Annotated in this window: 19 protein-coding genes; 8 read left to right on the top strand and 11 right to left on the bottom strand. The window is 40.9% G+C overall.

The window, feature by feature from the left end; translation table 11 throughout:
* Window positions 1-3: 3 nt before the first annotated feature.
* The 3 genes from Bovatus_RS19675 to Bovatus_RS19665 form a co-directional block, all read right to left on the bottom strand.
* Window positions 4-3,273 (bottom strand): TonB-dependent receptor, encoded by a 3,270-nt coding sequence (locus Bovatus_RS19675; protein WP_224440821.1) that lies wholly within the window; start codon window positions 3,271-3,273, stop codon window positions 4-6.
* 287 nt (window positions 3,274-3,560) lie between these two features.
* Window positions 3,561-4,703 (bottom strand): FecR family protein, encoded by a 1,143-nt coding sequence (locus tag Bovatus_RS19670; protein WP_004297237.1) that lies wholly within the window; start codon window positions 4,701-4,703, stop codon window positions 3,561-3,563.
* Window positions 4,704-4,847: 144 nt separating this feature from the next.
* Complete coding sequence (locus tag Bovatus_RS19665) at window positions 4,848-5,438, bottom strand: RNA polymerase sigma factor (RefSeq protein ID WP_004297236.1); 591 nt, start codon at window positions 5,436-5,438, stop codon at window positions 4,848-4,850.
* 634 nt (window positions 5,439-6,072) lie between these two features.
* Here Bovatus_RS19665 and mdh point away from each other — a divergent pair.
* The 5 genes from mdh (at window position 6,073) to Bovatus_RS19640 (ending at window position 12,293) form a co-directional block, all read left to right on the top strand.
* Entirely contained in the window at window positions 6,073-7,014 is a 942-nt protein-coding gene (gene mdh, locus Bovatus_RS19660) for a malate dehydrogenase (RefSeq protein WP_004297234.1), read from the top strand.
* 272 nt (window positions 7,015-7,286) lie between these two features.
* Window positions 7,287-8,750, top strand: a complete 1,464-nt coding sequence (locus tag Bovatus_RS19655; protein ID WP_004305509.1) for a TolC family protein — start codon at window positions 7,287-7,289, stop codon at window positions 8,748-8,750.
* Between the two features lie 106 nt (window positions 8,751-8,856).
* Window positions 8,857-9,849, top strand: a complete 993-nt coding sequence (locus tag Bovatus_RS19650; RefSeq protein ID WP_004297231.1) for an HlyD family secretion protein — start codon at window positions 8,857-8,859, stop codon at window positions 9,847-9,849.
* A 2-nt stretch (window positions 9,850-9,851) separates the two neighbouring features.
* Window positions 9,852-11,033, top strand: a complete 1,182-nt coding sequence (locus tag Bovatus_RS19645; protein WP_004297230.1) for an ABC transporter permease — start codon at window positions 9,852-9,854, stop codon at window positions 11,031-11,033.
* The gene (locus Bovatus_RS19640) at window positions 11,034-12,293 is read left to right on the top strand and encodes an ABC transporter permease (protein WP_004297229.1); all 1,260 of its coding nucleotides are present in this window, start codon (window positions 11,034-11,036) and stop codon (window positions 12,291-12,293) included.
* 154 nt (window positions 12,294-12,447) lie between these two features.
* Here the strand turns inward: Bovatus_RS19640 and Bovatus_RS19635 are convergent, their stop codons facing one another.
* Entirely contained in the window at window positions 12,448-13,017 is a 570-nt protein-coding gene (locus tag Bovatus_RS19635; protein ID WP_004314733.1) for a porin family protein, read from the bottom strand.
* A gap of 398 nt (window positions 13,018-13,415) precedes the next feature.
* Between Bovatus_RS19635 and Bovatus_RS19625 the strand changes: the two genes are divergently transcribed.
* The 3 genes from Bovatus_RS19625 to Bovatus_RS19615 all read left to right on the top strand — a co-directional run bounded on the left by Bovatus_RS19625 (window position 13,416) and on the right by Bovatus_RS19615 (window position 17,720).
* The gene (locus tag Bovatus_RS19625; RefSeq protein ID WP_004297225.1) at window positions 13,416-13,781 is read left to right on the top strand and encodes a BlaI/MecI/CopY family transcriptional regulator; all 366 of its coding nucleotides are present in this window, start codon (window positions 13,416-13,418) and stop codon (window positions 13,779-13,781) included.
* An 18-nt stretch (window positions 13,782-13,799) separates the two neighbouring features.
* Window positions 13,800-15,617 carry a M56 family metallopeptidase gene (locus Bovatus_RS19620; RefSeq protein WP_004297224.1) on the top strand — a complete coding sequence of 606 codons (1,818 nt, stop codon included), beginning with the start codon at window positions 13,800-13,802 and terminating at the stop codon, window positions 15,615-15,617.
* 189 nt (window positions 15,618-15,806) lie between these two features.
* Window positions 15,807-17,720: a TlpA family protein disulfide reductase gene (locus Bovatus_RS19615; protein WP_004297222.1), complete on the top strand. Its 1,914-nt coding sequence runs from the start codon at window positions 15,807-15,809 to the stop codon at window positions 17,718-17,720.
* A 307-nt stretch (window positions 17,721-18,027) separates the two neighbouring features.
* On the opposite strand, the gene Bovatus_RS19610 is transcribed toward Bovatus_RS19615, so the two are convergent.
* The 7 genes from Bovatus_RS19610 to Bovatus_RS19580 form a co-directional block, all read right to left on the bottom strand.
* Window positions 18,028-19,128 carry an Mrp/NBP35 family ATP-binding protein gene (locus Bovatus_RS19610; protein ID WP_004297220.1) on the bottom strand — a complete coding sequence of 367 codons (1,101 nt, stop codon included), beginning with the start codon at window positions 19,126-19,128 and terminating at the stop codon, window positions 18,028-18,030.
* A gap of 90 nt (window positions 19,129-19,218) precedes the next feature.
* Entirely contained in the window at window positions 19,219-19,977 is a 759-nt protein-coding gene (gene trmB, locus Bovatus_RS19605) for a tRNA (guanosine(46)-N7)-methyltransferase TrmB (protein WP_004297219.1), read from the bottom strand.
* A gap of 112 nt (window positions 19,978-20,089) precedes the next feature.
* Window positions 20,090-20,713 carry a DUF975 family protein gene (locus Bovatus_RS19600; protein WP_004297218.1) on the bottom strand — a complete coding sequence of 208 codons (624 nt, stop codon included), beginning with the start codon at window positions 20,711-20,713 and terminating at the stop codon, window positions 20,090-20,092.
* 45 nt (window positions 20,714-20,758) lie between these two features.
* Entirely contained in the window at window positions 20,759-21,778 is a 1,020-nt protein-coding gene (locus tag Bovatus_RS19595; RefSeq protein ID WP_004297217.1) for a branched-chain amino acid aminotransferase, read from the bottom strand.
* Between the two features lie 50 nt (window positions 21,779-21,828).
* Complete coding sequence (gene xseB / locus Bovatus_RS19590; RefSeq protein ID WP_004297216.1) at window positions 21,829-22,038, bottom strand: exodeoxyribonuclease VII small subunit; 210 nt, start codon at window positions 22,036-22,038, stop codon at window positions 21,829-21,831.
* Between the two features lie 60 nt (window positions 22,039-22,098).
* Complete coding sequence (xseA, locus tag Bovatus_RS19585; RefSeq protein WP_004297215.1) at window positions 22,099-23,388, bottom strand: exodeoxyribonuclease VII large subunit; 1,290 nt, start codon at window positions 23,386-23,388, stop codon at window positions 22,099-22,101.
* A 12-nt stretch (window positions 23,389-23,400) separates the two neighbouring features.
* Complete coding sequence (locus tag Bovatus_RS19580) at window positions 23,401-24,765, bottom strand: S8 family peptidase (RefSeq protein WP_004297214.1); 1,365 nt, start codon at window positions 24,763-24,765, stop codon at window positions 23,401-23,403.
* Window positions 24,766-24,783: the final 18 nt, after the last annotated feature.

Genomic DNA, 24,783 nt, shown 5'->3' with positions numbered 1-24,783 from the left:
CTGTTAGAATTTAAGATTTATACCTACATTAAATGACATGATTTGCGGATAGCTGGCAAACGAATACTGACTTTCAAGCTGTTCCGGATCAAAGAATTTCTGTGAGGAAAAGGTCAGGCAGTTATAAAGATTCGCATAAATCCTCAACTGTTTGATATTAGCCTTCTGGGTAATTCGTTGTGGCAAAGTATATCCCAATTCCACATTTTTCAGACGAATGTAACTTCCATTCCACATCCAAAAATTAGAACTTAGACGATTGATCGTTACTGATGTAAAATCTCGGACTGCCGGAAAATACCCGGGTATCCATTCAGAATTCGGATCAGTATAATCGGCACGATGCCAACGATCGCCAAAATATTCCCAAGTGTTCAGGTTGGTAGCTCCTTCCTGGAAAGCATCCATATCGAAAGCACCGATCTGGAAGTCCGACAATGCCCCTCCCTGCCAGAACATGGAGAAATCAACTCCCTTCCAGGAAAGTCCCAGATTAATACCATATACCAACTCCGGATAAGCATTTCTTCCGATAGGACGTTGATCATAATTGTCAATATAGCCATCGCCATTCCAGTCTTCATACTTTAAGTCACCCGGCAATATGGCACTGTTATTATTCGAATTATTATGCATGGGTGCATTGGCTATTTCTCCATACGACTGATAACGTCCAATACAGTTATATCCCCAACGTACGTTATTCCAATGTCCTTCAGTGTTCCATTTCCATTCGTCATAACCGCTTGTAAATCTTCCGTGCTCAATGTTCCCTTTCCGGGTTCTGGACCACGACATGTTTCCTCCGACAAAATAGTTGACTTCTCCTATTTTATATTGATGATTCAATGAGAACTCAAAACCGCGGGTGTTGTCATGGTCTAAGTTATACCAAGTAGCCAATGCTCCTGCATTATCATTGGCCTTTTGTGCCGGAAGTCCCTTACGCTGACGATAGAACACATCTGCCGATCCGCTAAGCAAGCCATTCCACAACTTAAAATCAACACCCGCATTTATCATTGACGAGGTAGCCCATGTAAAATCCGGATTAGGATTCAAGGTGGGATTTAATCCATAAATGGTGCGGTCACCAAAATTCATCGGAGTACCCGGATATTGATAGCCGCTTTGAAAATAGTATTGCTCATTATTAGCATAATATTGACTGGCAGCCGACAAGTCACCCAATTCTCCCCAGGAGGCACGAATTTTAAACTCATTCAAGACTTTCTTCAACGGGTTCATAAACTCTTCGTTTGTCAGCATCCATCCTACAGAGGCAGAGGGAAAGAAACCCCACTTATCGGCAAAATACTGGGCACCATCATATCGAAAGTTGAAATCGACAAAATACTTGGAACGGTAATCATAAGAGAAACGACCGATGAAAGAAGCCGTCCTGTATTTACGGAAAACTTCACTATTTGTCACTTGTTTATTGGCAATTCCACCCGCCATCATATCCAACACAGTAGAAGGAAATTCTCCACGAGACGTAACAGTAGAACGGTTTTCCGCATCCGAAAATTCAAAGACCAGTCCGCTGTTTATATTATGATTCCCGAACGAACGGATATAATTGATAAAACCTTGTCCGGTTATATTATAGGAAAAACCATCTTCCAAACTCAAACTTGCTTTATTGGCATTAGAGGCGGAAGCACTCTCATAATATTCCTGCGCATCCTCCCGATAGCCCATATAAACGATATTCATATTCCAGTTCTTATTCCACGAATCAGATTGCGTATATCCCATCGTAGCCTTCAAAGAAAGCCCCTCTACAAAGGGAACCTTATACTCTAAAGAAAAATCCACATTCAGATTCTTGGCTATTTTCTTGGAATATCCGGATGCCTCTTTATCCGCCAATGCCATCGGATTCACCGTACCTTCCCCACCAAAAGCATAATAGTCGTCATGCCCCGGCCACTTTACCGGAATATTCGGAGCCATATCTTTCATTTTGCGGGCTATCTCATACGAAGCGGATCTCGGATAATTCAGACTGTTAATGACAGCTCCCACTCCGACAGATAACTTCAAGTTTTTCAGTATATCCGCATCCAAATTACTACGGAAATTGAAACGATTCTTATCAGTAGAATTTGTTGACCAAATACCTCCCTGATATAAATAGCCGGCTGAAATAAAATAACTGACTTTATCTGTGCCTCCCGAAATATTGATATTGGACTGGGTGATGGGAGCGTTCTTTATCATTTCCTCATACCAATTGGTATTATAAGCATAGTCACGCGTAGCCATATCAGCGGGAGTAATTACCGCGTTCTTATCATTAATCAATTTCATATTAGCATAATATTCACCAACTAATGTCTGCCACAGCGGGGTTGATGCAGGCTGTGGATAGTTATGAGGCATTTGCAATCCGAAGCGCGTATTGATATCCAATGTCGTCGGTTTGTTTTTTCCTCCTCTTTTAGTCGTTACAAGAATAACTCCATTTGCTCCCTGCATCCCATAAACAGCGGCAGCCGATGCATCTTTCAATACGGAAACGGATTCAATTTCGGAAGGATCGATATCACTGTAATTTCTTCCCGGAATACCATCTACTACCACCAAAGCAGAACCAAAACCGCGAATTTTCAAATCGGCACCATCTGAACCCGGTTCAGCACTAGTCTGACGGGAAAAGACTCCGGACACACGCCCTGTCAACGCATTCTCCAGATTGGGGACTGTGGACTTAACTAATTCCTGATTGTTTATAGTCGAGACGGAACTGATTAATTTCTCACGTGTACGGGTCGTATATCCTACCACAACCACTTCATCAATTGTTTTTGTATCTTCAACTAACACCACTTCTGACAGCTTATTCATTTCTTTTGCCGAATAAGTCACAGGAGCGAAACCTATATAGGAGAAAATAATCTTCGAATCATCCGAAGGCACATGAATGGAATAAGCTCCATTAAGATCACTGACGGTCCCGATATTAGTACCTTGCACTACAATACTAACTCCGGGCAACGGTTCACGAGACTGGTCGAATACCACTCCTTTTACAATAGAGCTTTGACCTTCTTTCTTCGTTTTTTCCTGCAATACTTTCTTTTTAATAGTTATCTGTTTTTTATTAATGCTATAGGCAAGCTCCATGTTAGCAAAAACTTTATCCAGAATTTGCTCTACTGTCATGTTTTTGAAACGTGCAGGAACCTTCACATCCTTATCTATCAATACGTCATAGTAGAAAAAGACATAATCACTCTTTTCTTCTATCTTCTTAAAAAGTTCCATTAGTCCCAACTCTTTATAGTCCAAAGTAATTGTTTTCTTCTGGGCATACAATTCAGTAGGAAAAGCGGATAGCAGAAACACACCCAATGCTAGAAAAAAGCATATAAAGGGCCTTCTCACACTTAGGCAAGTGTGATTCTTTTTTTGATGTTTTTCATTCATCTGTTTAAGAATTAAAATTATACTTCAATATTTTAAGGCTATTCTATTACGAATAAAACTGGCTGGTATCCTTTCTCTCTCAAAAGGATAAATTAGAGTATGGTTTTTCACATATTAATCATAGGCTATTTTTTCTTTATTGTTACTTTATAAACATTGTTTTCCTTACTTATTATCACAGGAGCCGTTTCTGTGATAGTATTCAATATCTGTTCGATCGTATCGTCCAAATTCAGTTTTCCGCTACAAGTGATTTGTTGTTGTTTATCATAATCAATCCTTACGTTATAGTATCTGGACAGTTGTTTGAGTATTCCGCCAAGCTCTGTGTTTTTAAACGATAATCGTCCCTCCTTCCACGACACATAATCCTCCACATTCACTTTATCTACCACATATTTATCAGTGGATTGCCTGAACCGGTCATTGGGTAAAATACGTACAGATTCTCCATTAGATGCTGTTACCTCCACTTTACCTGTAACCAGCACAACACTTTTCTCTACATCTTCCCGATAAGCCGAAACATTGAAAGAAGTCCCCAACACTTTTACTCCCATATCCGACGTCTTAATAATAAAAGGTTTCTCCGGATTAGGAGTCACGTCAATATATATTTCTCCATCTACATATATTTCACGCTTCTTATCCTCAAAATGTGTTGGATATAGAAGCACCGTTCCTGCATTCGCCCATATTTTCGTACCATCGCAAAGAGTGACACGGGCACGTTTGCCATACGAAACAACTAATTTATTAAATTCCCCTTCACCAGCATCTGTCGCCATTTGATCGTAAGCCAAATCCGGATTACCTTCAAAAGTTTCTTTCAACTGATCGTCAACAAAAAGCTGCGTTTTACCACTCATAAACACAGAGTCATTCACTTGCAACAAAGCTAGATAATCAATTGCCGGAGCACTTTTCCAAATAACCTCTACCGAAACAAACAGGATAAGAATAGCTGCCGCAACTGAAGCGCTCCACCATCTCATCTTATACAATCGATATTTACGTTGAGACATTTTCCGATTTTGAATGGCTTGTTCCAGTTTCAAACAAGCATTATCCACTTCTTTTGGGGGTAAAACCGGCTTTTCCCACTTTAACGCCGCCAGTCTCTCCATCGCTTCTTTTAAATACGGCTCACGATCGGGACAATCGGCAATGATTTTTCGATAATAATCTCCTTCTCCGGAATAATACCAGAAAAGAAATAAATCATCGTTCAAAAAATCAGCTGTAGTATATGATGAATATTCTTTCATTATTTATTTCAATTAAAGACCTGTTTACTATATATACGAGATTCGTATGCCTTTCATCTCCTTTTTTCCTCAAAAAAATAAATAAAAAAGCAGAGAGGTATAGGTTTACGCTCCCCGCCTTCCGTATACAATACTCTTTTTCAATTATTTAAAGACAGAAACGCCATGCAGGTATAAGATAAGAAAAAACAGAAAATAATCTTTTGAATCCAGTTTTCTTAATTTCTCCATCGCTTTAAAGACTTGTCCGCGCACCGTTTGAATTTTCATATCCAGCATTACCGCAATCTCTTCATAAGGCATTTCCTCTATAAAATGTAAATAGACTATTTCCCGCTGATGATCTGTCAGCAAATCAAGAATTCTATTCACCCTTTTTTTCAGTAATAAGTCTTCTTCATCAGAAATAAAGCTTTCTTCAACGGATACGGATAATTTAAAACTCCTTTCCTCTTCTTCTATAGAAGATGTATCTTTCTTTGTACGCTCCCAATCAATCAGCTGATTCCTAACCGAACGCAACAAATAAAATTTTATTTTCTTCTCATCAATACACAGGCGCTCATTGAAATACAATTTTAGATATACTTCTTGAATTGCATCTTTCACATCTTCGGTATTGAACCCCAAACTCACTCCATAAGCATACAAATCTTGATAGTAAAATTTGTAAAGTGCAATAAATTGCATATCCCCTTCCTGAACAGATTGATGATTTGATTCCCAGAACTTCATTTTGATATTTTCGATATTTTCAGCAGTTCATTAAACTTTCAATTAACAGATTGGCACAAAGATAATAAGCTTTCGGACTTTATTCGTTCATTATTTAAAAAACTTGCCAGGTTCCCTGCCACTTTAATTGGTATCTTCTTTTTCCATACAAAAATGAATCAAGCATACGGTTGAAAGGTATTGCCAAAAATTCTCCATCAAGATACTATCGTTATTTCTTTCTCTGCCTAATATTATTAATCTCATTGCTTATTATTACTTCGTTCTACTATAGTTACTCTTGCGTTCCACTATAGTTATCCGTAAGGGACACTATAGTTATTCTTGCGGAACACTATAGTGGAACGAAGTAACAGTAACTAACGAAGTAACTCCGAATAGGCAAGCAATTATAAAAAAATAGCTGAATGAATCATTTGCCATAATAGTACATTCTTACGCAGCTACATTCTGTATATAACCATGCAAAAAACAGCTTCTTCCACCCAAACTTTTTATCATACCTATATATTATCGGGAACTTCGACCTTTAACTAAAATTATTACGGAAAAATTTCTTTAATCAGGATTATCGTTGTAATTTTGTCGCGCTAAAAGATAAAACAAATTATCAACTTTTTAAATATATAGTATTATGTCAAAAGTAACCGTAGTAGGCGCAGGTAACGTAGGTGCTACATGTGCAAATGTACTTGCTTTTAATGAAGTAGCAGACGAAGTAGTAATGCTGGACGTTAAAGAAGGCGTTTCAGAAGGTAAAGCAATGGATATGATGCAGACAGCTCAATTGTTGGGTTTCGACACTACATTGGTAGGCTGCACGAACGACTATGCTCAAACTGCTAACTCTGACGTTGTTGTGATTACTTCAGGTATTCCTCGTAAACCGGGTATGACTCGTGAAGAACTGATCGGTGTGAACGCTGGTATCGTTAAATCGGTAGCAGAAAACCTGTTGAAATATTCTCCTAACGCTATCATCGTTGTTATCTCCAACCCAATGGATACAATGACTTATTTGGCATTGAAAGCTCTGGGCTTGCCGAAAAACCGTGTGATCGGTATGGGTGGTGCTCTGGATAGCTCTCGTTTCAAATATTTCTTGTCTCAAGCTATCGGTTGCAACGCTAACGAAGTAGAAGGTATGGTTATCGGTGGTCACGGTGATACTACGATGATTCCTTTGACTCGTTTCGCTACTTACAAAGGTATGCCTGTAGCTAATTTCATCTCTGCAGAGAAATTGGAAGAAGTTGCTGCTGCTACTATGGTAGGTGGTGCTACGCTGACTAAATTGCTAGGTACTTCTGCATGGTATGCACCGGGTGCAGCAGGAGCATTCGTAGTTGAATCTATCCTTCACGACCAAAAGAAGATGGTTCCTTGTTCTGTATTATTGGAAGGTGAATACGGCGAATCAGATCTTTGCATCGGTGTTCCTGTAATCCTTGGCAAGAACGGTATCGAAAAGATCGTTGAACTGAACCTGAACGAAGACGAAAAAGCTAAGTTCGCAGCTAGCGCAAAAGCTGTTCACGGAACTAACGCTGCTTTGAAAGAAGTAGGTGCTCTGTAATTAAAATCCCCTTACTTTATATATCAAGAAAGGCTGTTCCTCGCCATGAGGAATAGCCTTCTTTCTTTTCAACAGAATCCATCCCCACTATATTTCTAAAAAAAGCTAATTCGTTTTGAGTTCTCACAGAAAGCACATACATTTGCATCGTTGTTTATGCAATTATTGTTTAAGTAAACAAGTACAAAAAAACAGACTACTTTAATAAACAAATTGCATAAGAACAGGGTTATTTAAAATAGAAGTACCACCTTATTAATATGCAAGATGCGATGAAAAAAGTTTTTCTTCTGACATTTCTGTTAAGTTTCACTTTTACAGTAAAAGCGCAGAGCTTTCTAAGTCTGGATAGTTGCCGCGCACTAGCTCTTGCCAACAACAAAGATTTGTTGATAAGCAATGAAAAAATAAGTGCGGCTCATTATCAACGGAAAGCTGCATTTACAAATTATTTGCCTAATTTCTCGGCAACGGGAGCTTACATGAGGAACCAGAAAGAGTTTTCATTATTAAACAATGACCAGAAAGCCGCGCTTTCAGGGTTAGGAACGAATCTGGCTGGCCCCATCCAACAAGCTGCAACCGAGATTGCAACAGCACATCCTGACTTGGCACCACTTATTTCTTCCTTAAGTGGAAAATTAGGAGCGGTGCTGCCCGCCCTCGATCAAGCGGGAAACTCTTTAGTGGATGCACTCCGTACAGACACCCGAAATGTCTATGCAGGTGCCATTACATTGACACAACCTTTATACATGGGCGGGAAAATCCGGGCGTACAACAAAATAACAAAGTATGCCGAAGAGTTGGCTCAAGAACAACATCACGGCGGTATGCAGGAAGTAATCATGAGTACGGACCAAGCCTATTGGCAAGTCATTTCACTGGTTAATAAGAAGAAGTTGGCGGAAGGTTATCTAAAGCTTCTGCAACAGCTGGACAGCGATGTAGAGAAAATGATTAATGAAGGAGTAGCCACCAAAGCGGATGGTTTGTCTGTACGCGTCAAGGTAAATGAAGCCGAAATGACACTGACTAAAGTGGAAGACGGATTGAGTCTTGCGCGAATGTTGCTGTGTCAACTATGTGGCATTGATCTTAGTTCTCCCATCACACTGGCAGACGAAAATATGGAAGACATTCCATTACTGACAACGGACCCTCATTTCGATCTATCCACCGCTTATGAGAATCGTCCGGAGATACGTAGCCTCGAATTGGCAACGCAGATTTATAAACAGAAAGTAAATGTAACCCGTGCGGAGCATCTTCCATCCATCGCATTGATGGGGAATTATATGGTAACCAATCCCTCTGTTTTCAACAGCTTTGAAAACAAGTTCAAAGGTATGTGGAATGTGGGAGTTATGGTACAGATACCTATATGGCACTGGGGAGAAGGTATTTATAAAACCAGAGCGGCAAAAGCCGAAGCTCGTATTGCACAGTACCAACTTCAGGATGCTCGTGAAAAAATAGAGTTGCAGGTCAATCAGGCTGCATTCAAGGTAAAAGAAGCTGGTAAGAAACTGGTAATGTCTTCTAAAAACATGGAAAAAGCGGAAGAAAATCTACGCTATGCAACACTTGGTTTTAAAGAAGGAGTGATTGCCACCAGCAATGTTCTTGAAGCACAAACAGCATGGTTGTCTGCTCATTCAGAAAAGATTGACGCGCAAATAGATGTGAAGCTAACGGAAATCTATCTGAAGAAGTCTTTGGGAACGCTGAAATAAATAAGATTCGGAAAAATAAAGTTAAGAACCCAATCAGAAACAACCCAATCTCTAACCAACTCACAATCTATAAATCACAATCCATAAATCATAATTCATAAATCATATGGCACCTATAAAATCACAAAACAGCAATATGCTTCTTGCATTCCTTACTCTGTTGGGAGTTATTGCAATCGTTGCAGTCGTTGGTTTCTTCATGCTCCGCAAAGGTCCTGAAATTATACAGGGACAGGCTGAAGTTACCGAATATCGCGTTTCAAGTAAAGTTCCGGGACGTATACTGGAATTTCGCGTGAAAGAAGGCCAAAGTGTCAATGCCGGGGATACGCTGGCCATTTTGGAAGCTCCTGACGTGGTAGCAAAAATGGAACAGGCACGGGCTGCTGAAGCTGCCGCACAGGCACAAAACGCAAAAGCAATCAAAGGCGCGCGTGAGGAACAAATCCAGGCGGCTTATGAAATGTGGCAAAAAGCCCAGGCAGGCGTTACCATTGCCGAGAAATCATATCAACGCATCAAGAATCTCTACGAACAGGGAGTGATGCCTGCACAGAAGCTGGATGAAGTGACTGCGCAACGGGATGCAAGTATTGCAACAGAGAAAGCTGCCAAAGCACAATATACCATGGCGAAGAATGGAGCGGAACGTGAAGATAAGATGGCTGCGGAAGCTTTGGTAAACCGGGCGAAAGGAGCTGTTGCCGAAGTTGAATCGTATATTAAGGAGACTTATCTCATTGCTCCGGCTGCCGGGGAAGTTTCTGAAATATTCCCGAAGGTAGGCGAATTGGTTGGTACCGGTGCTCCTATCATGAATATCGCTGAACTCAACGATATGTGGGTAACATTCAATGTACGCGAAGATTTGCTCAAGAACCTGACGATGGGGTCGGAGTTCGAAGCTATCATTCCTGCTCTGGATAATAAAAAGATCCAGCTCAAAGTATATTATCTGAAAGACTTAGGCACTTATGCTGCCTGGAAAGCAACCAAAACGACCGGACAATTTGATCTGAAAACATTCGAGGTGAAAGCTTCTCCGGTAGAGAAAGTGGAAAATCTCCGTCCGGGTATGTCTGTTATCATTGACAAGTAACCATGAAAGAGAGAGAAAAGAAATATATAGCTTTGTGGCAGGTTATGCAAAGAGAGTGCCGGCGATTGGTATCACGCCCGCTCTATCTCTTCTGTATGGTCATTGCCCCGCTGTTTTGTTATATATTCTTCACCACTTTAATGGATTCGGGGCTTCCCAAGGATCTTCCTGCGGGAGTGGTGGACATGGATGATTCGTCTACTTCCCGCAATATTGTCCGCAATCTGGATGCTTTTTCGCAGACAGGGGTTGTAGCTCATTACAGCAATGTAACAGATGCGCGTATTGCCATGCAGGAGGGAAAAATCTACGGGTTCTTCTATCTCCCCAAGGGTTTATCGGCAGAGGCACAAAGCCAACGACAGCCAACAATCTCTTTCTATACCAATTACTCATACCTGATTGCAGGCTCTCTATTGTTCAGGGATATGAAAATGATGGGAGAACTCACCTCCGGAGCTGCAGCCCGGACGATGCTGTATGCCAAAGGTGCGACAGAGGATCAGGCTATGGCTTATCTGCAACCGATCGTAATTGATACACACCCACTAAATAATCCGTGGCTGAACTATTCAGTATACTTATGTAATACACTGATACCGGGAGTACTCATGCTATTAATATTTATGGTTACCGTTTATTCAATCGGTGTGGAAATCAAGGATCGCACTGCCCGCGAATGGCTACGAATGAGTAACAACTCCATTTACATTGCATTGGCAGGAAAACTGCTTCCCCACACAATAGTCTTTTTCATTATGGGTATATTTTATAATGTATACCTGTATGGATTTCTGCATTTTCCTTGCAATAGCGGCATATTCCCGATGATATTCGCCACACTGTGTCTCGTACTAGCATCTCAATGTTGTGGTATTGTTATGATAGGAACTCTGCCGACTCTACGACTCGGATTAAGTTTTGCTTCCCTGTGGGGAGTCATATCGTTCTCCATTTCCGGTTTTTCATTCCCGGTCATGGCTATGCATCCTGTTCTACAGGCTTTGAGTAATCTATTCCCGTTGCGGCATTATTTCCTGATTTACGTCGATCAAGCACTCAACGGATATAGTATGGCTTACTCATGGACCAACTATATGGCACTATTAATATTTATGATGCTCCCCTTCTTTGTGGTTCATCGCCTGAAGGAAGCATTGGTTTACTATAAATATATACCCTAAATGAAAGATATAAAATTAAAAGACAAGATAGCCCAAGGCATCAATGACCTGTTTTATATCTGGAAGCGGGAGTTTCAAACAACTTTCCGCGACCAGGGGGTGCTGATATTTTTCATACTCGTCCCATTAGGTTATCCGTTGTTGTATAGTTTCATTTATGACAACGAAGTAGTGCGTGAAGTTCCTGCCGTTGTTGTAGACGATTCACATTCATCTCTTAGTCGTGAATATCTCCGTAAGGTAGATGCCACACCCGATATTCAAATCGTCTCTTACTGTGCTGATATGGAAGAAGCCAAACAAATGCTAAAGAACCGGCGTGCGTATGGTATCATTTATATCCCTTCGGATTTCAGCGACAATATTGCCAAAGGAAAACAGACACAAGTCAGTATCTATTGCGACATGAGCGGATTGTTATACTATAAATCGATGCTTCTTGCCAACACTGCCGTTTCTCTGGATATGAACAGGGATATCAAAATTGCACGTAGCGGAAACACGACCGACCGTCAGGATGAAATCACTGCTTATCCGATAGAATATGAAGAAATCTCCATCTTCAACCCCACTGCCGGGTTTGCCGCTTTCCTGATTCCTGCTGTATTGGTATTGATTATCCAACAGACATTATTGCTCGGCATCGGTCTCGCTGCAGGAACTGCTCGTGAGAACAACAGATTTAAGGATCTTGTACCTATTAATCGTCACTATAACGGGACGTTACGAATTGTATTAGGAAAAGGATTGAGTTATTTCCTAGTTTATATATTGGTAGCTTTCTACGTACTTTATGTCGTTCCAAGATTGTTTAGCCTCAACCAAATTGGGCAACCCAGTTCATTAATATTATTCGTTGTCCCCTATCTTGCGGCTTGTATCTTCTTTGCGATGACAGCTTCTATTGCCATTCGCAATCGGGAAACGTGTATGCTGATTTTTGTATTCACATCAGTCCCCCTGTTATTTATTTCAGGAATTTCCTGGCCGGGAGCAGCTATTCCTCCGTTTTGGAAGTATGTATCCTACATCTTCCCCTCAACGTTTGGAATTAACGGCTTTGTAAAAATCAACAATATGGGAGCCACTCTTAGTGAAGTAGCTTTTGAATATAAGGCTTTGTGGTTGCAAGCCGGCATTTATTTCCTGACCACCTGTTGGGTATACCGCTGGCAAATACTGATGAGTCGCAAACATGCAATAGAGAGATACAAAGAATTAAAAGAGAAAGCAAACTTATCCAAGCAGATAAGTGATTAATGAGTAAGAATTACAAGAGAGAGAATTAACGGTGTATCCTTTCAATGGGATATGCCGTTTTTCTTTTTATTAATAAGGATATAAAAAAATCCCCCGTTCCAAGAGAGTATAGAACGAGGGATTTTAGAGATATTATAAAGAGAGTATAATAAGTTTAGAACTTGTAACCTACGCCAATAGAGAAGTTCATGTTCTTCGGTGCACCGTCACCATCAGCCAATTTAGCCAAACCAAATTCTCCTGATAAGTCAATAAAGAATTTATTAATTTCATAAGCAACGCCTACACCGAGACCTGCATCAAATCTTTTTGCTCCAAATTGATCATCACCGTCACCAAAGAAATCAATTTTTTCATCACCAATTTTACACTTACCAGCAATACCAAATGCAAAATAAGGACCAGCTTTCACTACAATATTCTGGTTATCAGCAATTGCAAATCTTGCAGCAGCCAATACCGGAATCTCCAAATACATTGGATTCATTTTCACTTCATCCTGTTTAGCACCTTTTTGAGTGAACATCAACGAAGGTTGAATAGACCACATATCAGAGAACTGATATTCCATGCCAACGCCTACATTGAATCCAATCCTCATGTCAGTATCCATATCCCCAGTAAAGTTACTCATGTTCATACCAACTTTGGCATTCCAAGAAATCTGAGAATAAGAAACGATAGAAACAAGTGCAAATAGCACAAAAATCAAACCTTTTTTCATATCATTCATTTTTTAGTTTGCCTTCCTCTTCCCTTTGGTTGGCATTGTTAGTTAATAGTTCTGTTTGAAGTGTGGGGAATTATTCGCAACCGGTTAAAGTATTGAAACACACCCTTCCGTATTTAACGTATATTTTGTAGCCGCAAATATATTTCATTTATTTTATATAAAAAAATCCTTGATAGTCTATTTTTTGCATAAAGGTTATTAAAGAGTGACTATATAGAAAAAAATAATGTTCATCCGGTCTTTTTTTATGCTTAAATAATTTCCGAATAACAATGCAATTAAAATATTCTTGCAAGATTTATACATTTACAATTATTAACCGACTAGCTATTGCTTGTTTACGAAATATTCGTAGATTTGCGAAGTATTCGTAATTAAACAACATCTCCATGGAAAAGTTAACTATACAAGAAGAAGAAGTAATGATCTACATTTGGGAGTTACAATGCTGTTTCGTAAAAGACATTGTTGCAAAGTATACGCAACCGACACCTCCTTATACCACAGTAGCATCTATCGTAAAGAACCTCGAGCGGAAAGGATATGTCACACCGAAACGTGTGGGTAATACCTACCAATATACTCCTGCCATTCGCGAAAATGAATATAAACGCCATTTTATGAGTGGCGTAGTTCGTAACTACTTTGAGAACTCTTACAAAGAAATGGTTTCTTTCTTTGCCAAAGACCAGAAAATTTCGACCGATGATCTCAAAGATATTATCGAACTCATTGAAAAAGGAAAAGAAAATTAATAGAAAACATTCATCACCATGACTCCGGAACTAGCTTATTTTCTAAAGATAAATGTAGCGATAGCTCTGTTCTATGCATTCTATCGGTTGTTTTTCCATAAAGACACCTTCTTCCATTGGCGTAGGATGGCTTTGCTATGTTTCTTTGCCATCTCCATGCTTTATCCTTTACTGAATATTCAGGGATGGATAAAAGCTCACGAACCAATGGTGGCAATGGCAGATCTTTATGCAACCATCATCCTTCCGGAGCAAGTAGTTACTCCTTTACAAGAGCCTGTAATGAACTGGCAAGAGTTTATCATGCAGCTCGCGAAAGTTATCTATTGGAGCGGAATGTTATTACTAGCCACACGTTTCTTCGTACAACTGGGCAGCATCATCCGATTACACTTCCAATGCTCAAAAAGCAAGATACAAGGAGTACGCGTACATCTATTAAAGAAAAAAACCGGCCCTTTTTCTTTCTTCCACTGGATATTCATACACCCACAATCACATACGGAATCTGAAATCAGTGAAATTATTACTCATGAAGAGACCCACGCCCGTCAATACCATTCGGTAGACGTGCTTATCAGCGAGATAATGTGTATCTTTTGCTGGTTCAATCCATTTATCTGGCTGATGAAACGGGAAGTCAGAGGAAACCTCGAATACATGGCAGATCACCGTGTATTAGAGACGGGGCATGATAGTAAATCATACCAGTACCATTTGTTGGGACTGGCACATCACAAGGCTGCAGCAAATTTATCAAATAGTTTCAATGTTTTACCACTCAAAAATCGTATTAAAATGATGAATAAACGAAGAACGAAAGAAATAGGAAGGACAAAATATCTGATGTTTCTTCCCTTGGCTGCTATCTTAATGATTGTCAGTAACATCGAAATGGTAGCACGTACCACTGAAAAATTTGCCAAAGAAATGATGGGACAAGCAACAGAAGAAGTTGCCATGCAAGCTGAAACTACGGATATTCCGGAACTTCCTACAGAAGATATTCAAGGAACTACACTTCCACGGGATAAGCAAGAAAAGGAAATGGCGGAAACTCAAATCAAAAGTGTACCAGATTCCGTTGTCTTCCAGGTTGTAGAAGAAATGCCGGATTTTCCGGGAGGAGTACAGGCACTGATGGACTACTTATCGAAGAACGTCAGATATCCGGCTGAAGCACATGCAATCGGTGCACAAGGACGTGTGATTGTAAGCTTTACTGTCAAAAAGGACGGAAGCATAGCCGATACGAAAGTGGAGCGAAGTGTCAATCCGTATCTCGACAAGGAAGCCATGCGTGTAATTGCCGCCATGCCCAAATGGAAACCCGGCAAACAAAGGGGGGAAGCAGTGAACGTGAAATTTACAGTTCCTGTTGCTTTTCGGCTATCCGGTCCTGAACTTCCCAAAGCAGAAGAAGTAAAGCAGTCCGACATGGATGAAGTAGTGGTGGTGGGCTATGCTGCAAAAGATGATCCAACCCCAGAGGGAGGCAGTGTAAAAGGAGAAAATGAAGACGAAGTATTCACCATGGTAGAAGTAATGCCTAAATTTCCGGGAGGACAAGCCGGTCTGTTCCAATATCTGGCTAGAAGTATCAAATATCCCGTCATCGCTCAAAAAAGTAAGGAGCAAGGCAGAGTCATCATACAGATGGTTATTAGTAAAGACGGAAGTTTGTCGAATATCAAAGTCTTACGCAGTGTATCTCCGTCACTGGATGCAGAAGCCGTACGCGTAGTGGGTAATATGCCTAAATGGGAACCAGGAATGCAAAAAGGACAACCTGTTTCTGTCAAGTATACCATTCCTATCGTATTCAGGTTACAGTAATTTCTCTCTCCGGTGCCGCCCCCTTTCCTCATCGGTGAGGAACGGGGCGTTCATCGGTGGGAAACACCTTTCTCCCCGGAGCCGGATATATCCTTCTCCAGTACAAAAAAATCATTTCTTTTTTAGTTTTTTACAAGGATAGTTATAAAAAGATCCTTATATTTGTTCGTGTAATAAAACATTATTCACATGAAAAGATTCGTATGGATTATCGGTTTGATATTCTGCATAACCTGCACCATACAAGCCAAAGACAGAGTGATCGAGCGTCCTCCTTTTCTTGCATGGAGTTCCAATAGTATTGAGGTCGATAAAATTGTCATGAGTGATACAGTGACAACAGTGTATATAAAGGCTTTCTATCATCCTAAATATTGGATAAAAATAGCTACGGGCAGTTTCCTGAAAGACAACAATGGAATGCTTTATCCCATTCGAAGAGGAGTTGGAATCACATTAGATAAAGAGTTCTGGATGCCGGAATCAGGAGAAGCGGAATTCCAATTACAATTTCCTCCCATACCCGAAAATGTAACCAGTCTGGACTTCTCAGAAGGGGATTTTGACGGAGCATATAAGATATGGGGCATACAACTGGATAAGGACGCATTCTATAAACAGAAACTTCCCAAAGAAGCAGTCGTGCACAAAATAAATAAGAAAGCGATATTGCCGACTCCTAAGTTAGTCTATGGAACTGCCACCCTTAAAGGAAAAATACTAGACTATCAAAAAGAGATGATAAAGCAAGTGAAGATGCACATAGAAAGTCCTGCACTGAATATCCACAACGAACAGAATATCATAAAAATCAAGGAGGACGGCACTTTCCTGGCGGAAGTAAAGGTTGCATCTGTCACAAGCGTAGCATTGGAATTTCCTTTTGGTTGGATTGAATGTCTGATAGCTCCCAATGAAGAGACATCACTCATTATAAATACAAAGGAACTTTGCCGCAGACAAGCACATCTACAAAGAAAAGATAAAACGTATGGAGAGCCTGTATACTTCAATGGTTATCTGGCTAGCCTACAACAAGAATTAGCTTCAGTAGATATAGATATTGTATTAAAAAGCGTTTATTACATGGATATGTACAATGACATTGTCGGGAAAAGTGCAGATGAATATAAAGCTTATGTACTTGAGCGCCTTCCATCCGTTCGAAAAGAAATTGCGCAATCCCCATACAGCAATGCGTGCAAAGAGCTATTAAATATCCTGGTAGACCTGGATGCGACCGGCAAAATCGCCATGACGGAGAGAGAACTAAAATCAGCACATATTGCTGTTAACAAACTGAATAGAGAGCAGGCTGATGATTATTTTTATAATACCCGCATCGATACTCCTAAAGGCTACTATGACATACTGAAGGAATTCAGTTCTATCAACACTCTTAAAGCTTTATACGGCAAATATTACGCGTCAACGATATATTTAATAAACTTTCTGCCGAATTCTTTAGATGTACTTAAAGAGACACTAAGAACGGGACAGGGACCTCTATTCGATAACATTAAATTTAATAAGCTATATCAATCCATTAAGGATTTTACCCCGTTAACAGCAGAACAGAATGTTGAATTAAAGACTTTTTCTTCCCCGGTATATGCAGAGATGCTTACTCAAGTTAACAAAGAGATAATAAAAAAGATAGAATTAAACAAAAGAAAGACAGGCTTCACTGTTAACGAGACAGGACAAGTCTCCAATGAAGATTTATTCCCATCCATTATCTCTAAATTCCGGGGACACACACTGTTAGTTGATTTTTGGGCAACATGGTGTGGCCCTTGTCGCACAGCTAATAAAGCCATCACTCCAATGAAAGAGGAATTAAAAGACAAGGATATTATCTACCTCTACATCACAGGCGAAACTTCCCCCAAAGGTACCTGGGAAAACATGATTACCGATATTCATGGTGAGCATTTCCGTGTGACAAATGAGCAATGGAGCTTTCTAATGTCCAACTTCAATATCCGAGGAGTTCCCACTTATTTTGTTGTTGATCCGGAGGGTAATATCACCTTCAAACAAACTGGATTTCCCGGAGTAGACACCATGAAAAAAGAACTCATGAAAGCTTTGAATAAATAATTCAAACGTAAAAAATAGATCAAGCAGAAATCGTTGTTGATATACGCCATAAATAAATGCAAGACCCCTGATTGATATAGAAAAAATAGTGACGGTATATGCTTAGGATAGTGACGGTATCGTTGTCATATACCGTCACTATTTATATTGGATAGCGTCACTATTTTGTAGAAGAGAATCCGCCAACAACGGATTCTATATGATCCTAATAAATAAACGAGCCTCCATAGTCTTTGAAAAGACTACAGAGGCTCGCTCTATATCCTATGGATAACTTACTGCAAAGCTATCCAACTCCAGATTCCATTTATTTATGCATTTCCACGATTTGAGTCGGAGCCATCTCTACATTCCGGCGATCTACCTGACGAACAACACTGGCAGCCAGGGATAAGAAAGCGCGTCCGGTCACGGAGTCTTCATCCAATGCAACGGGAGTACCATTATCTCCTCCTTCACAGATGCTTTGCACGATAGGAATCTGCCCCAACAAAGGAACATTCATTTCTTCAGCCAGTTTCTTGGCACCTTCTTTACCAAAGATATAGTATTTATTCTCGGGTAGTTCAGCGGGAGTAAACCAAGCCATATTCTCAACCAAACCGAGAATAGGTACATTTACCTTATCGTTGGTGAACATATTGATTCCCTTACGGGCATCTGCCAAAGCAACCGCTTGCGGAGTACTGACAACAATCGCTCCTGTCATGGCTAATGTTTGAACAACCGTCAAATGAATGTCACTGGTTCCGGGAGGAAGGTCTATCAGGAAATAATCCAAATCTCCCCAGGCTGCATCAGCTATCAACTGTTTCAACGCATTACTTGCCATTCCGCCACGCCACAAAGTTGCCTGATCCGGATCGACAAAGAAACCGATAGACAATAATTTCACGCCATACTTCTCTACCGGAATAATCATGTCACGACCATCTATACGTTCAGCATAGGGGCGTGCATCCTCCACCTGAAACATCTTAGGCATGGAAGGACCGAAAATATCAGCATCGAGCAAGCCAACCTTATAGCCTAATTTAGCCAAAGCAACTGCCAAGTTCGCAGACACCGTAGACTTACCTACTCCACCTTTACCGGAAGATATACCGACTATATTCTTCACTTGTGGAAGGAGCTTGCCAACTTCCGGACGAGCGGCTTGCTTACTCTCTGCTGTGATTGTTACCTGCACATCAGGAGAGACATACGTATGAATAGCTGTTTCCGCAGCTTTCAACATTGATTTCATAAACGGATCAGTCGGTTTCTCAAAGATCAATGAAAAGCTGACAGTCATACCATCAATACGGAGATTATCGGCAACCATCTCCGCTTCCACCAAATTCTTTCCCGTACCGGGATAACGCACCGTTGCCAATGCATCCAATATCAATTTAGGATAGAGAGTCATTTTATTTACTATTTGACGATTTACAAATTACTATTTAAAGTCACTATTCAGATGGCTGCCGGTTCACTTTAGGGTGATTGTCCCGGCAAGCTATTTGCTTGTACTTAGACCGCTACGCTTGCTGCGGTTGTAGCTACGATAGGGATCAAGCTCTATTTCTACATCCGGCTCTTGCAGTTTACCTTCCTGCGGAAGCCGGAATTTGATATACTTTATATCTAAACCACGATCCAGCCATTGTTGTTCATAATAGGTTTTAATACCGAGAATATTATCTACCAGATCAGAATGATATAAATCTTCAGTCATAAACTCAACCGGAAGTTTGTTCGCCTCAATCATGTATTTTGTATAGGTAAACATAAAGTTGCTGTCCGTTTTCAGGTGGATAATACCATTCGGTTGCAAAAATTTGCGATACCTTTCCATAAAATAGGTAGAAGTCAGTCGCTTGGTTGCTTTCTTCATTTGCGGGTCAGAGAAGGTAAGCCATATTTCACTCACTTCGCCTTCAGCAAAAAAACGCTCGATGATTTCAATATTGGTACGCAGGAAAGCGACATTCTTCATTCCGGCCTGTAATGACTCCGTTGCTCCCGTCCACATACGGGCGCCTTTTATATCCACTGCTATAAAGTTCTTTTCGGGAAACATCTTACCCAGGCCAACAGTATACTCACCACGTCCGCAACCCAACTCGAGCACAATCGGATGATCGTTTTTAAAAAACTCCTTGTGCCATTTCCCTTTCATGCCAAAAGGCACGTTATCTACCGCCGAATAAGGATATTCGAACACGTGCGGATAACTCGCCATATCGGCAAACTTTTCTAATTTATTCTTTCCCATATCAATCCTGATTAGGTCGCAAAGGTACTGATTTTGAAGCAACCGACAAAAAGAAATGGAGCACAGATTTCTCTATGCTCCATTCTTCTATAGTACTGAATGATTCGTCTAATTAAATCTCAACATTCACTTCAACGTTTACCTCTACACTTCCGCCTTGTTGTGCTTTCAAATCCTCATAGAAAGCAGCACGCGAAATAGCAACATACGGTTGCAGGAAAAGAAGTCCAATACCCAAAGTGAAAATACAAAGAATAGCCCAGCCAATGAAACTTAAATCAAGCATGAACAGCTTCATCTTGTTCCCTTCCATCATAGCCATACTTTTCTCAATAGCTGCATTGTTTTTCATTTCCGGTTCATCTTTCAAGATAAAAGATGTCATTGCATAAGAATAAGACTTAATGATACCCGGTATAACCAGCAACAGTGACCACAAAATTGTATAGACAGCCTGAAGCAACATAGTTACAAAAATACGTCCATAATCCTGGAAGCCTTCGAACAAAACACCAAAATCAATGTCTTTGCCTCTACATACGCCAAGCATTACAATAGTAAAGCCGTATGCAACCGGAAGTCCAACAAATAATGAACATAATCCGCCAATCACAGGAATAGCAGATAATCCACCGGCAATTGCTGAATAAATAAGTGCAGCAACGGCTGCCATAGGCCACTTTCCTCGAAGTGCCTCACGCGCCTGCGCACGTAGTTCTGAGTTTAGTTTTAACATAGTGAATAATATTAATTGATAAATGTGTTATTTCATAATATACAATTACTCTACAATCGTCACCCAGCCATGTGTATCCGGTTCGTCGCCATACTGGATTCCACGCAACTTATTATACAATTTCGTACAGATAGGTCCCGGCTTGCCGTCTTTAGAAATCACATAAGATTTTCCATTTTCCAAATCATCGATACGCTGAATCGGGCTGATTACTGCGGCAGTACCACAAGCACCAGCTTCTTCAAATGTTTCCAGTTCTTCTTCCGGTATCGGACGGCGTTCCACTTTGATACCCATGTCTTCTGCCAACTGCATCAAGCTCTTATTGGTAATAGAAGGTAAGATAGAAGATGATTTCGGAGTGATATAAGTATTATCCTTAATACCGAAGAAGTTGGCAGCACCACATTCATCAATATATTTTTTTTCTTTTGCATCAAGGTAGAACTCGCAGGAATAGCCCAGATCATGTGCTTTCTTGTTAGCACGAAGACTGGCTGCATAGTTACCACCCACTTTATAAATACCTGTTCCATGAGGAGCGGCACGATCGAACTCACGAATGATAACGTACGGATTGGTAGAGAAACCACCTTTGAAGTACGGTCCTACCGGAGTTACGAATACCACAAACATATACTCTTCCGCAGGATGCACGCCTACCTGGGCACTTGTTCCGATCAACAGCGGACGAATGTAAAGAGAAGCACCGGTTTCATAAGGAGGAATAAAACGTTCATTCAGCTTCACCACTTTCAGGATTGCTTCTTTGAACCGTTCTGTCGGAAGTTCTGCCATCAGAATTCCCTGGCAAGTAGATTGCAAACGGGCAGCATTTTCTTCCAAACGGAAAATACGAACTTTTCCATCTTTTCCACGGAATGCTTTCAGCCCTTCAAAGGCTTCCTGACCATAATGTAAACAGGTTGCCGCCATGTGCAAATTAAGATGTTCTTCACTGCTTACCTCCAGTTCTCCCCATGCACCATTACGGAAATTGATTCTCACATTGTAATCTGTCTTCATATATCCGAATGACAGATTCGCCCAGTCTATTTCTTTCATATTGTTATGTATTAGTTTATTTTCTATGCATTGAAACGCAAAAATAACTTTTATTCTTCAGATTGCCTCTTTTCTTGCAATAATTTTTCGACTTCCCGGTCGGCTTTTGTCAGTTTATCCTTGCAAAAGGCAATAATTTCATTGGCTTCTTTTATTTTCTCACTCAAAATGTCGATATCCAGTTCGTTATTATCTATCTGGCGAACGATCTTTTCAAGACGTTCCATTGCTTGGGAATATGTTTCTTTTTTTGCTGCCACGATAATTGATATTTAATGGTTAATGATGAATGTTTTTACAAATACACGTTTGGTGGATAGTTACTTTTCTACCACCGATCGAACTTCTCCTTTCGATAGCCGGGTTATCAAATGGTCTCCCGGCTTCAGTGAAGAAGCATCCGTCACCGCTTTCCCATCCTTGATTGTAATACTGTATCCCCGGCTCAAGAGTTTATCCGGAGAGGCGTCTGCTATTCGCTGTTGCAAAAGTTCCAACCGGTGAGATTGACGGGCCACTAATGCTTTCGTCACCTGTAACAAATCTTTCTTTGCTGCCAGCAAAGAAAAACGGGCGTCCGCAAGTTTGCGATGAACAAGATTGGGAATACGAGTTTGGAGGGTTTCCAACCTCCGTCGTTCCAGATCAAGAAGCATATAAGCTCCCTGTTGAATCCGCATAGATAATTCTTCCAGATGCTCCGCGACTTCCGCTACCCGGTGAATCAGGAGTTCGGCAGCAGCCGTAGGAGTTTTTACCCGGGTATGAGCCACAGAATCAAGCACTGTATCATCGCGTTCATGCCCAATACCGGTAATAATAGGTAATGGGAATTGCGCACATGCAGCTGCCAATAGATAAGTATCAAAGCCGGACAAATCGGAAGTAGCTCCACCACCACGAATGATGACTACTACGTCAAATTCATTGATGCGGGCATTAATACGATCCAAAGCAGCCAACACGGATTCCTCCACCTGATTTCCCTGCATTAAAGCCGGAAAAAGCTCCGTATAGAAAAAGAACCCGCCCGAATTATGCTGCAACTGATGACAGAAATCTCCATATCCGGCCGCAGTAGCCGAAGAAATGACAGCAATACGCTGGGGAAGAATCGGTATCTCAAGCTCTTTATTCAGTGTCAACACTCCCTCCTCTTCCAACTGCAATAATATTTCCCGACGACGGCGAGCCATATCTCCCAACGTATAAGCAGGATCAATATCAAGCACCGTCAGACTATAACCGTATAGCTCATGAAACTGAACTGTTACTTTCACCAACACTTTAATGCCGGAAGTAAATAGCTGCCCTGTGGTTTCCTCAAAATAAGGTTTCAACAAGCGGTAGATATTATTCCAAATCATACCGCGTGCCTTGGCTACGAGATTGTTGCTGCGAGGATCTTTCTGCACAAATTCCAGATAACAATGCCCTGTCGTATTGGAACGGACATCGCTCAACTCTGCCTGTATCCAATATTCATCGGGCAGGCATTGCTCCAGACTACGGCGCACGAGTGCATTCAGTTCTAAAAGAGAAAGCCTCTCCCCACCCTCTCCCAAAGAGGGTGAGTCAGATTGCTTGGACTTATTCATAGCGTTTATCATACAACAGTCACCTTATTTCTCCTTGGAAGAAAAGTTTAGATAAGCCTTCCACAAATCGGGAATACCATATCCATATATGTTATCCGGGAAATCGGCTCTATCCCCCGATTGACGTACCAAATCAATAATCTGCTTCGCTGTCAGCTTCGGACAAGCCTGCCACAGACAAGCTACCATACCGCACATAATCGGAGAAGAAAAAGAAGTTCCGTTGGCACGGCGAAGATTACCATCCGTTCCCATCACATCCGAATTCAGACCGACAGCCACTACATCCGGTTTCACACGTCCGTCAGCCGTATTCCCAACAGAAGAAAACGGCGCCAATTCTCCCCTTTTATTGACAGCTCCTACCGTTATTATATTCTCTGCGTCTCCCGGAGGAGTAATCTTCTTCCACGAACCTGCACCCGAATTTCCAGCGCTACAAACAACGACCATTCCTTTATCGGCTGCCTTCGCAGCTTCACGAGACATCAACGCATAATGACCATTCAAGTCACGATATCTATAATTCTTCGCAGGATCATCAAATGAGTAATATCCAAGCGATGTATTCACCAAATCCACTCCTACACTATCCGCAAACTCAATGGCTGCCGCCCAGTAATCCTGTTCTACCAGATTCTCCGAATATTCGTCCTCGCTACGCAACAACCAATAAGAAGCTTCAGGAGCTGTACCAATCATCACATGCGGCTGATTCATGGCCATACAGGACAATACAGACATTCCATGACTGCTTTCCGCATAAATATCTGCCTCCGGATTCACAAAGTCACGCACCCCGAGAATATGGATATTTTTCATGGCATCAATCTTATCTACATTATGGAATCCGGCATCAATCACGGCAATGGTCATTCCCTGTCCCTTAAAGCCCGCATCATGCAGAAGATCAACACGACTCATTGCCGCCTGTGTTATTGCAGGACCGTAAAGGCTATCGGTACGCACCGGTTTATTTATTAGCGAATCTCTTTGAAAGGCTCTTTGTGTGATACCTTTCCACACTCTTTCCGTGGAATGTACAAAAGGTAACTTTGCTATTTCGTCAATCAGAGTACTATCATTACAAGAAACAGTAACAAAATTATCCCATTTCCCCGTCACAAGTACATGAACACCCGTCTTCCGTATAGCATCTACATATTTCCTGCAAACCGGTAAATCGGTAGAATCAATAGGCAATCCCTGTTTTTTTCTCCGCTCGATAGATTTCTTAGACAAATACTTTTCCGGTTTCTGCAAGGAATAGTCAGTAGCCGCCTTGTCTTTCAGACTAATTCGATATTTTAAGGTATCTCCCGGAGTAAACTGGGCAAACACACCCAAATACATATTTAAAGCGAGAATCAATACTATAAACTTCTTCATAAGTTATCTTTCTATTTT

It is taken from the genome of Bacteroides ovatus (assembly GCF_001314995.1).
Lineage (GTDB): Bacteria > Bacteroidota > Bacteroidia > Bacteroidales > Bacteroidaceae > Bacteroides > Bacteroides ovatus.
Note: the sequence above shows the minus strand (reverse complement) of the source record. Positions and strands in the feature narration are given on the sequence as shown.

Excerpts from the sequence above, each read along its gene's own strand:
- mdh (WP_004297234.1), top strand. The coding sequence starts at position 6,073 with ATGTCAAAAGTAACCGTAGTAGGCGCAGGTAACGTAGGTGCTACATGT.
- Bovatus_RS19635 (WP_004314733.1), bottom strand. The coding sequence starts at position 13,017 with ATGAAAAAAGGTTTGATTTTTGTGCTATTTGCACTTGTTTCTATCGTT.
- Bovatus_RS19650 (WP_004297231.1), top strand. The coding sequence starts at position 8,857 with ATGGCACCTATAAAATCACAAAACAGCAATATGCTTCTTGCATTCCTT.
- Bovatus_RS19615 (WP_004297222.1), top strand. The coding sequence starts at position 15,807 with ATGAAAAGATTCGTATGGATTATCGGTTTGATATTCTGCATAACCTGC.
- Bovatus_RS19595 (WP_004297217.1), bottom strand. The coding sequence starts at position 21,778 with ATGAAAGAAATAGACTGGGCGAATCTGTCATTCGGATATATGAAGACA.
- trmB (WP_004297219.1), bottom strand. The coding sequence starts at position 19,977 with ATGGGAAAGAATAAATTAGAAAAGTTTGCCGATATGGCGAGTTATCCG.
- Bovatus_RS19675 (WP_224440821.1), bottom strand. The coding sequence starts at position 3,273 with ATGGAACTTTTTAAGAAGATAGAAGAAAAGAGTGATTATGTCTTTTTC.
- xseA (WP_004297215.1), bottom strand. The coding sequence starts at position 23,388 with ATGATAAACGCTATGAATAAGTCCAAGCAATCTGACTCACCCTCTTTG.
- Bovatus_RS19610 (WP_004297220.1), bottom strand. The coding sequence starts at position 19,128 with ATGACTCTCTATCCTAAATTGATATTGGATGCATTGGCAACGGTGCGT.
- Bovatus_RS19620 (WP_004297224.1), top strand. The coding sequence starts at position 13,800 with ATGACTCCGGAACTAGCTTATTTTCTAAAGATAAATGTAGCGATAGCT.
- Bovatus_RS19665 (WP_004297236.1), bottom strand. The coding sequence starts at position 5,438 with ATGAAGTTCTGGGAATCAAATCATCAATCTGTTCAGGAAGGGGATATG.
- Bovatus_RS19670 (WP_004297237.1), bottom strand. The coding sequence starts at position 4,703 with ATGAAAGAATATTCATCATATACTACAGCTGATTTTTTGAACGATGAT.
- Bovatus_RS19625 (WP_004297225.1), top strand. The coding sequence starts at position 13,416 with ATGGAAAAGTTAACTATACAAGAAGAAGAAGTAATGATCTACATTTGG.
- Bovatus_RS19600 (WP_004297218.1), bottom strand. The coding sequence starts at position 20,713 with ATGTTAAAACTAAACTCAGAACTACGTGCGCAGGCGCGTGAGGCACTT.
- Bovatus_RS19640 (WP_004297229.1), top strand. The coding sequence starts at position 11,034 with ATGAAAGATATAAAATTAAAAGACAAGATAGCCCAAGGCATCAATGAC.
- Bovatus_RS19655 (WP_004305509.1), top strand. The coding sequence starts at position 7,287 with ATGAAAAAAGTTTTTCTTCTGACATTTCTGTTAAGTTTCACTTTTACA.
- Bovatus_RS19645 (WP_004297230.1), top strand. The coding sequence starts at position 9,852 with ATGAAAGAGAGAGAAAAGAAATATATAGCTTTGTGGCAGGTTATGCAA.
- Bovatus_RS19580 (WP_004297214.1), bottom strand. The coding sequence starts at position 24,765 with ATGAAGAAGTTTATAGTATTGATTCTCGCTTTAAATATGTATTTGGGT.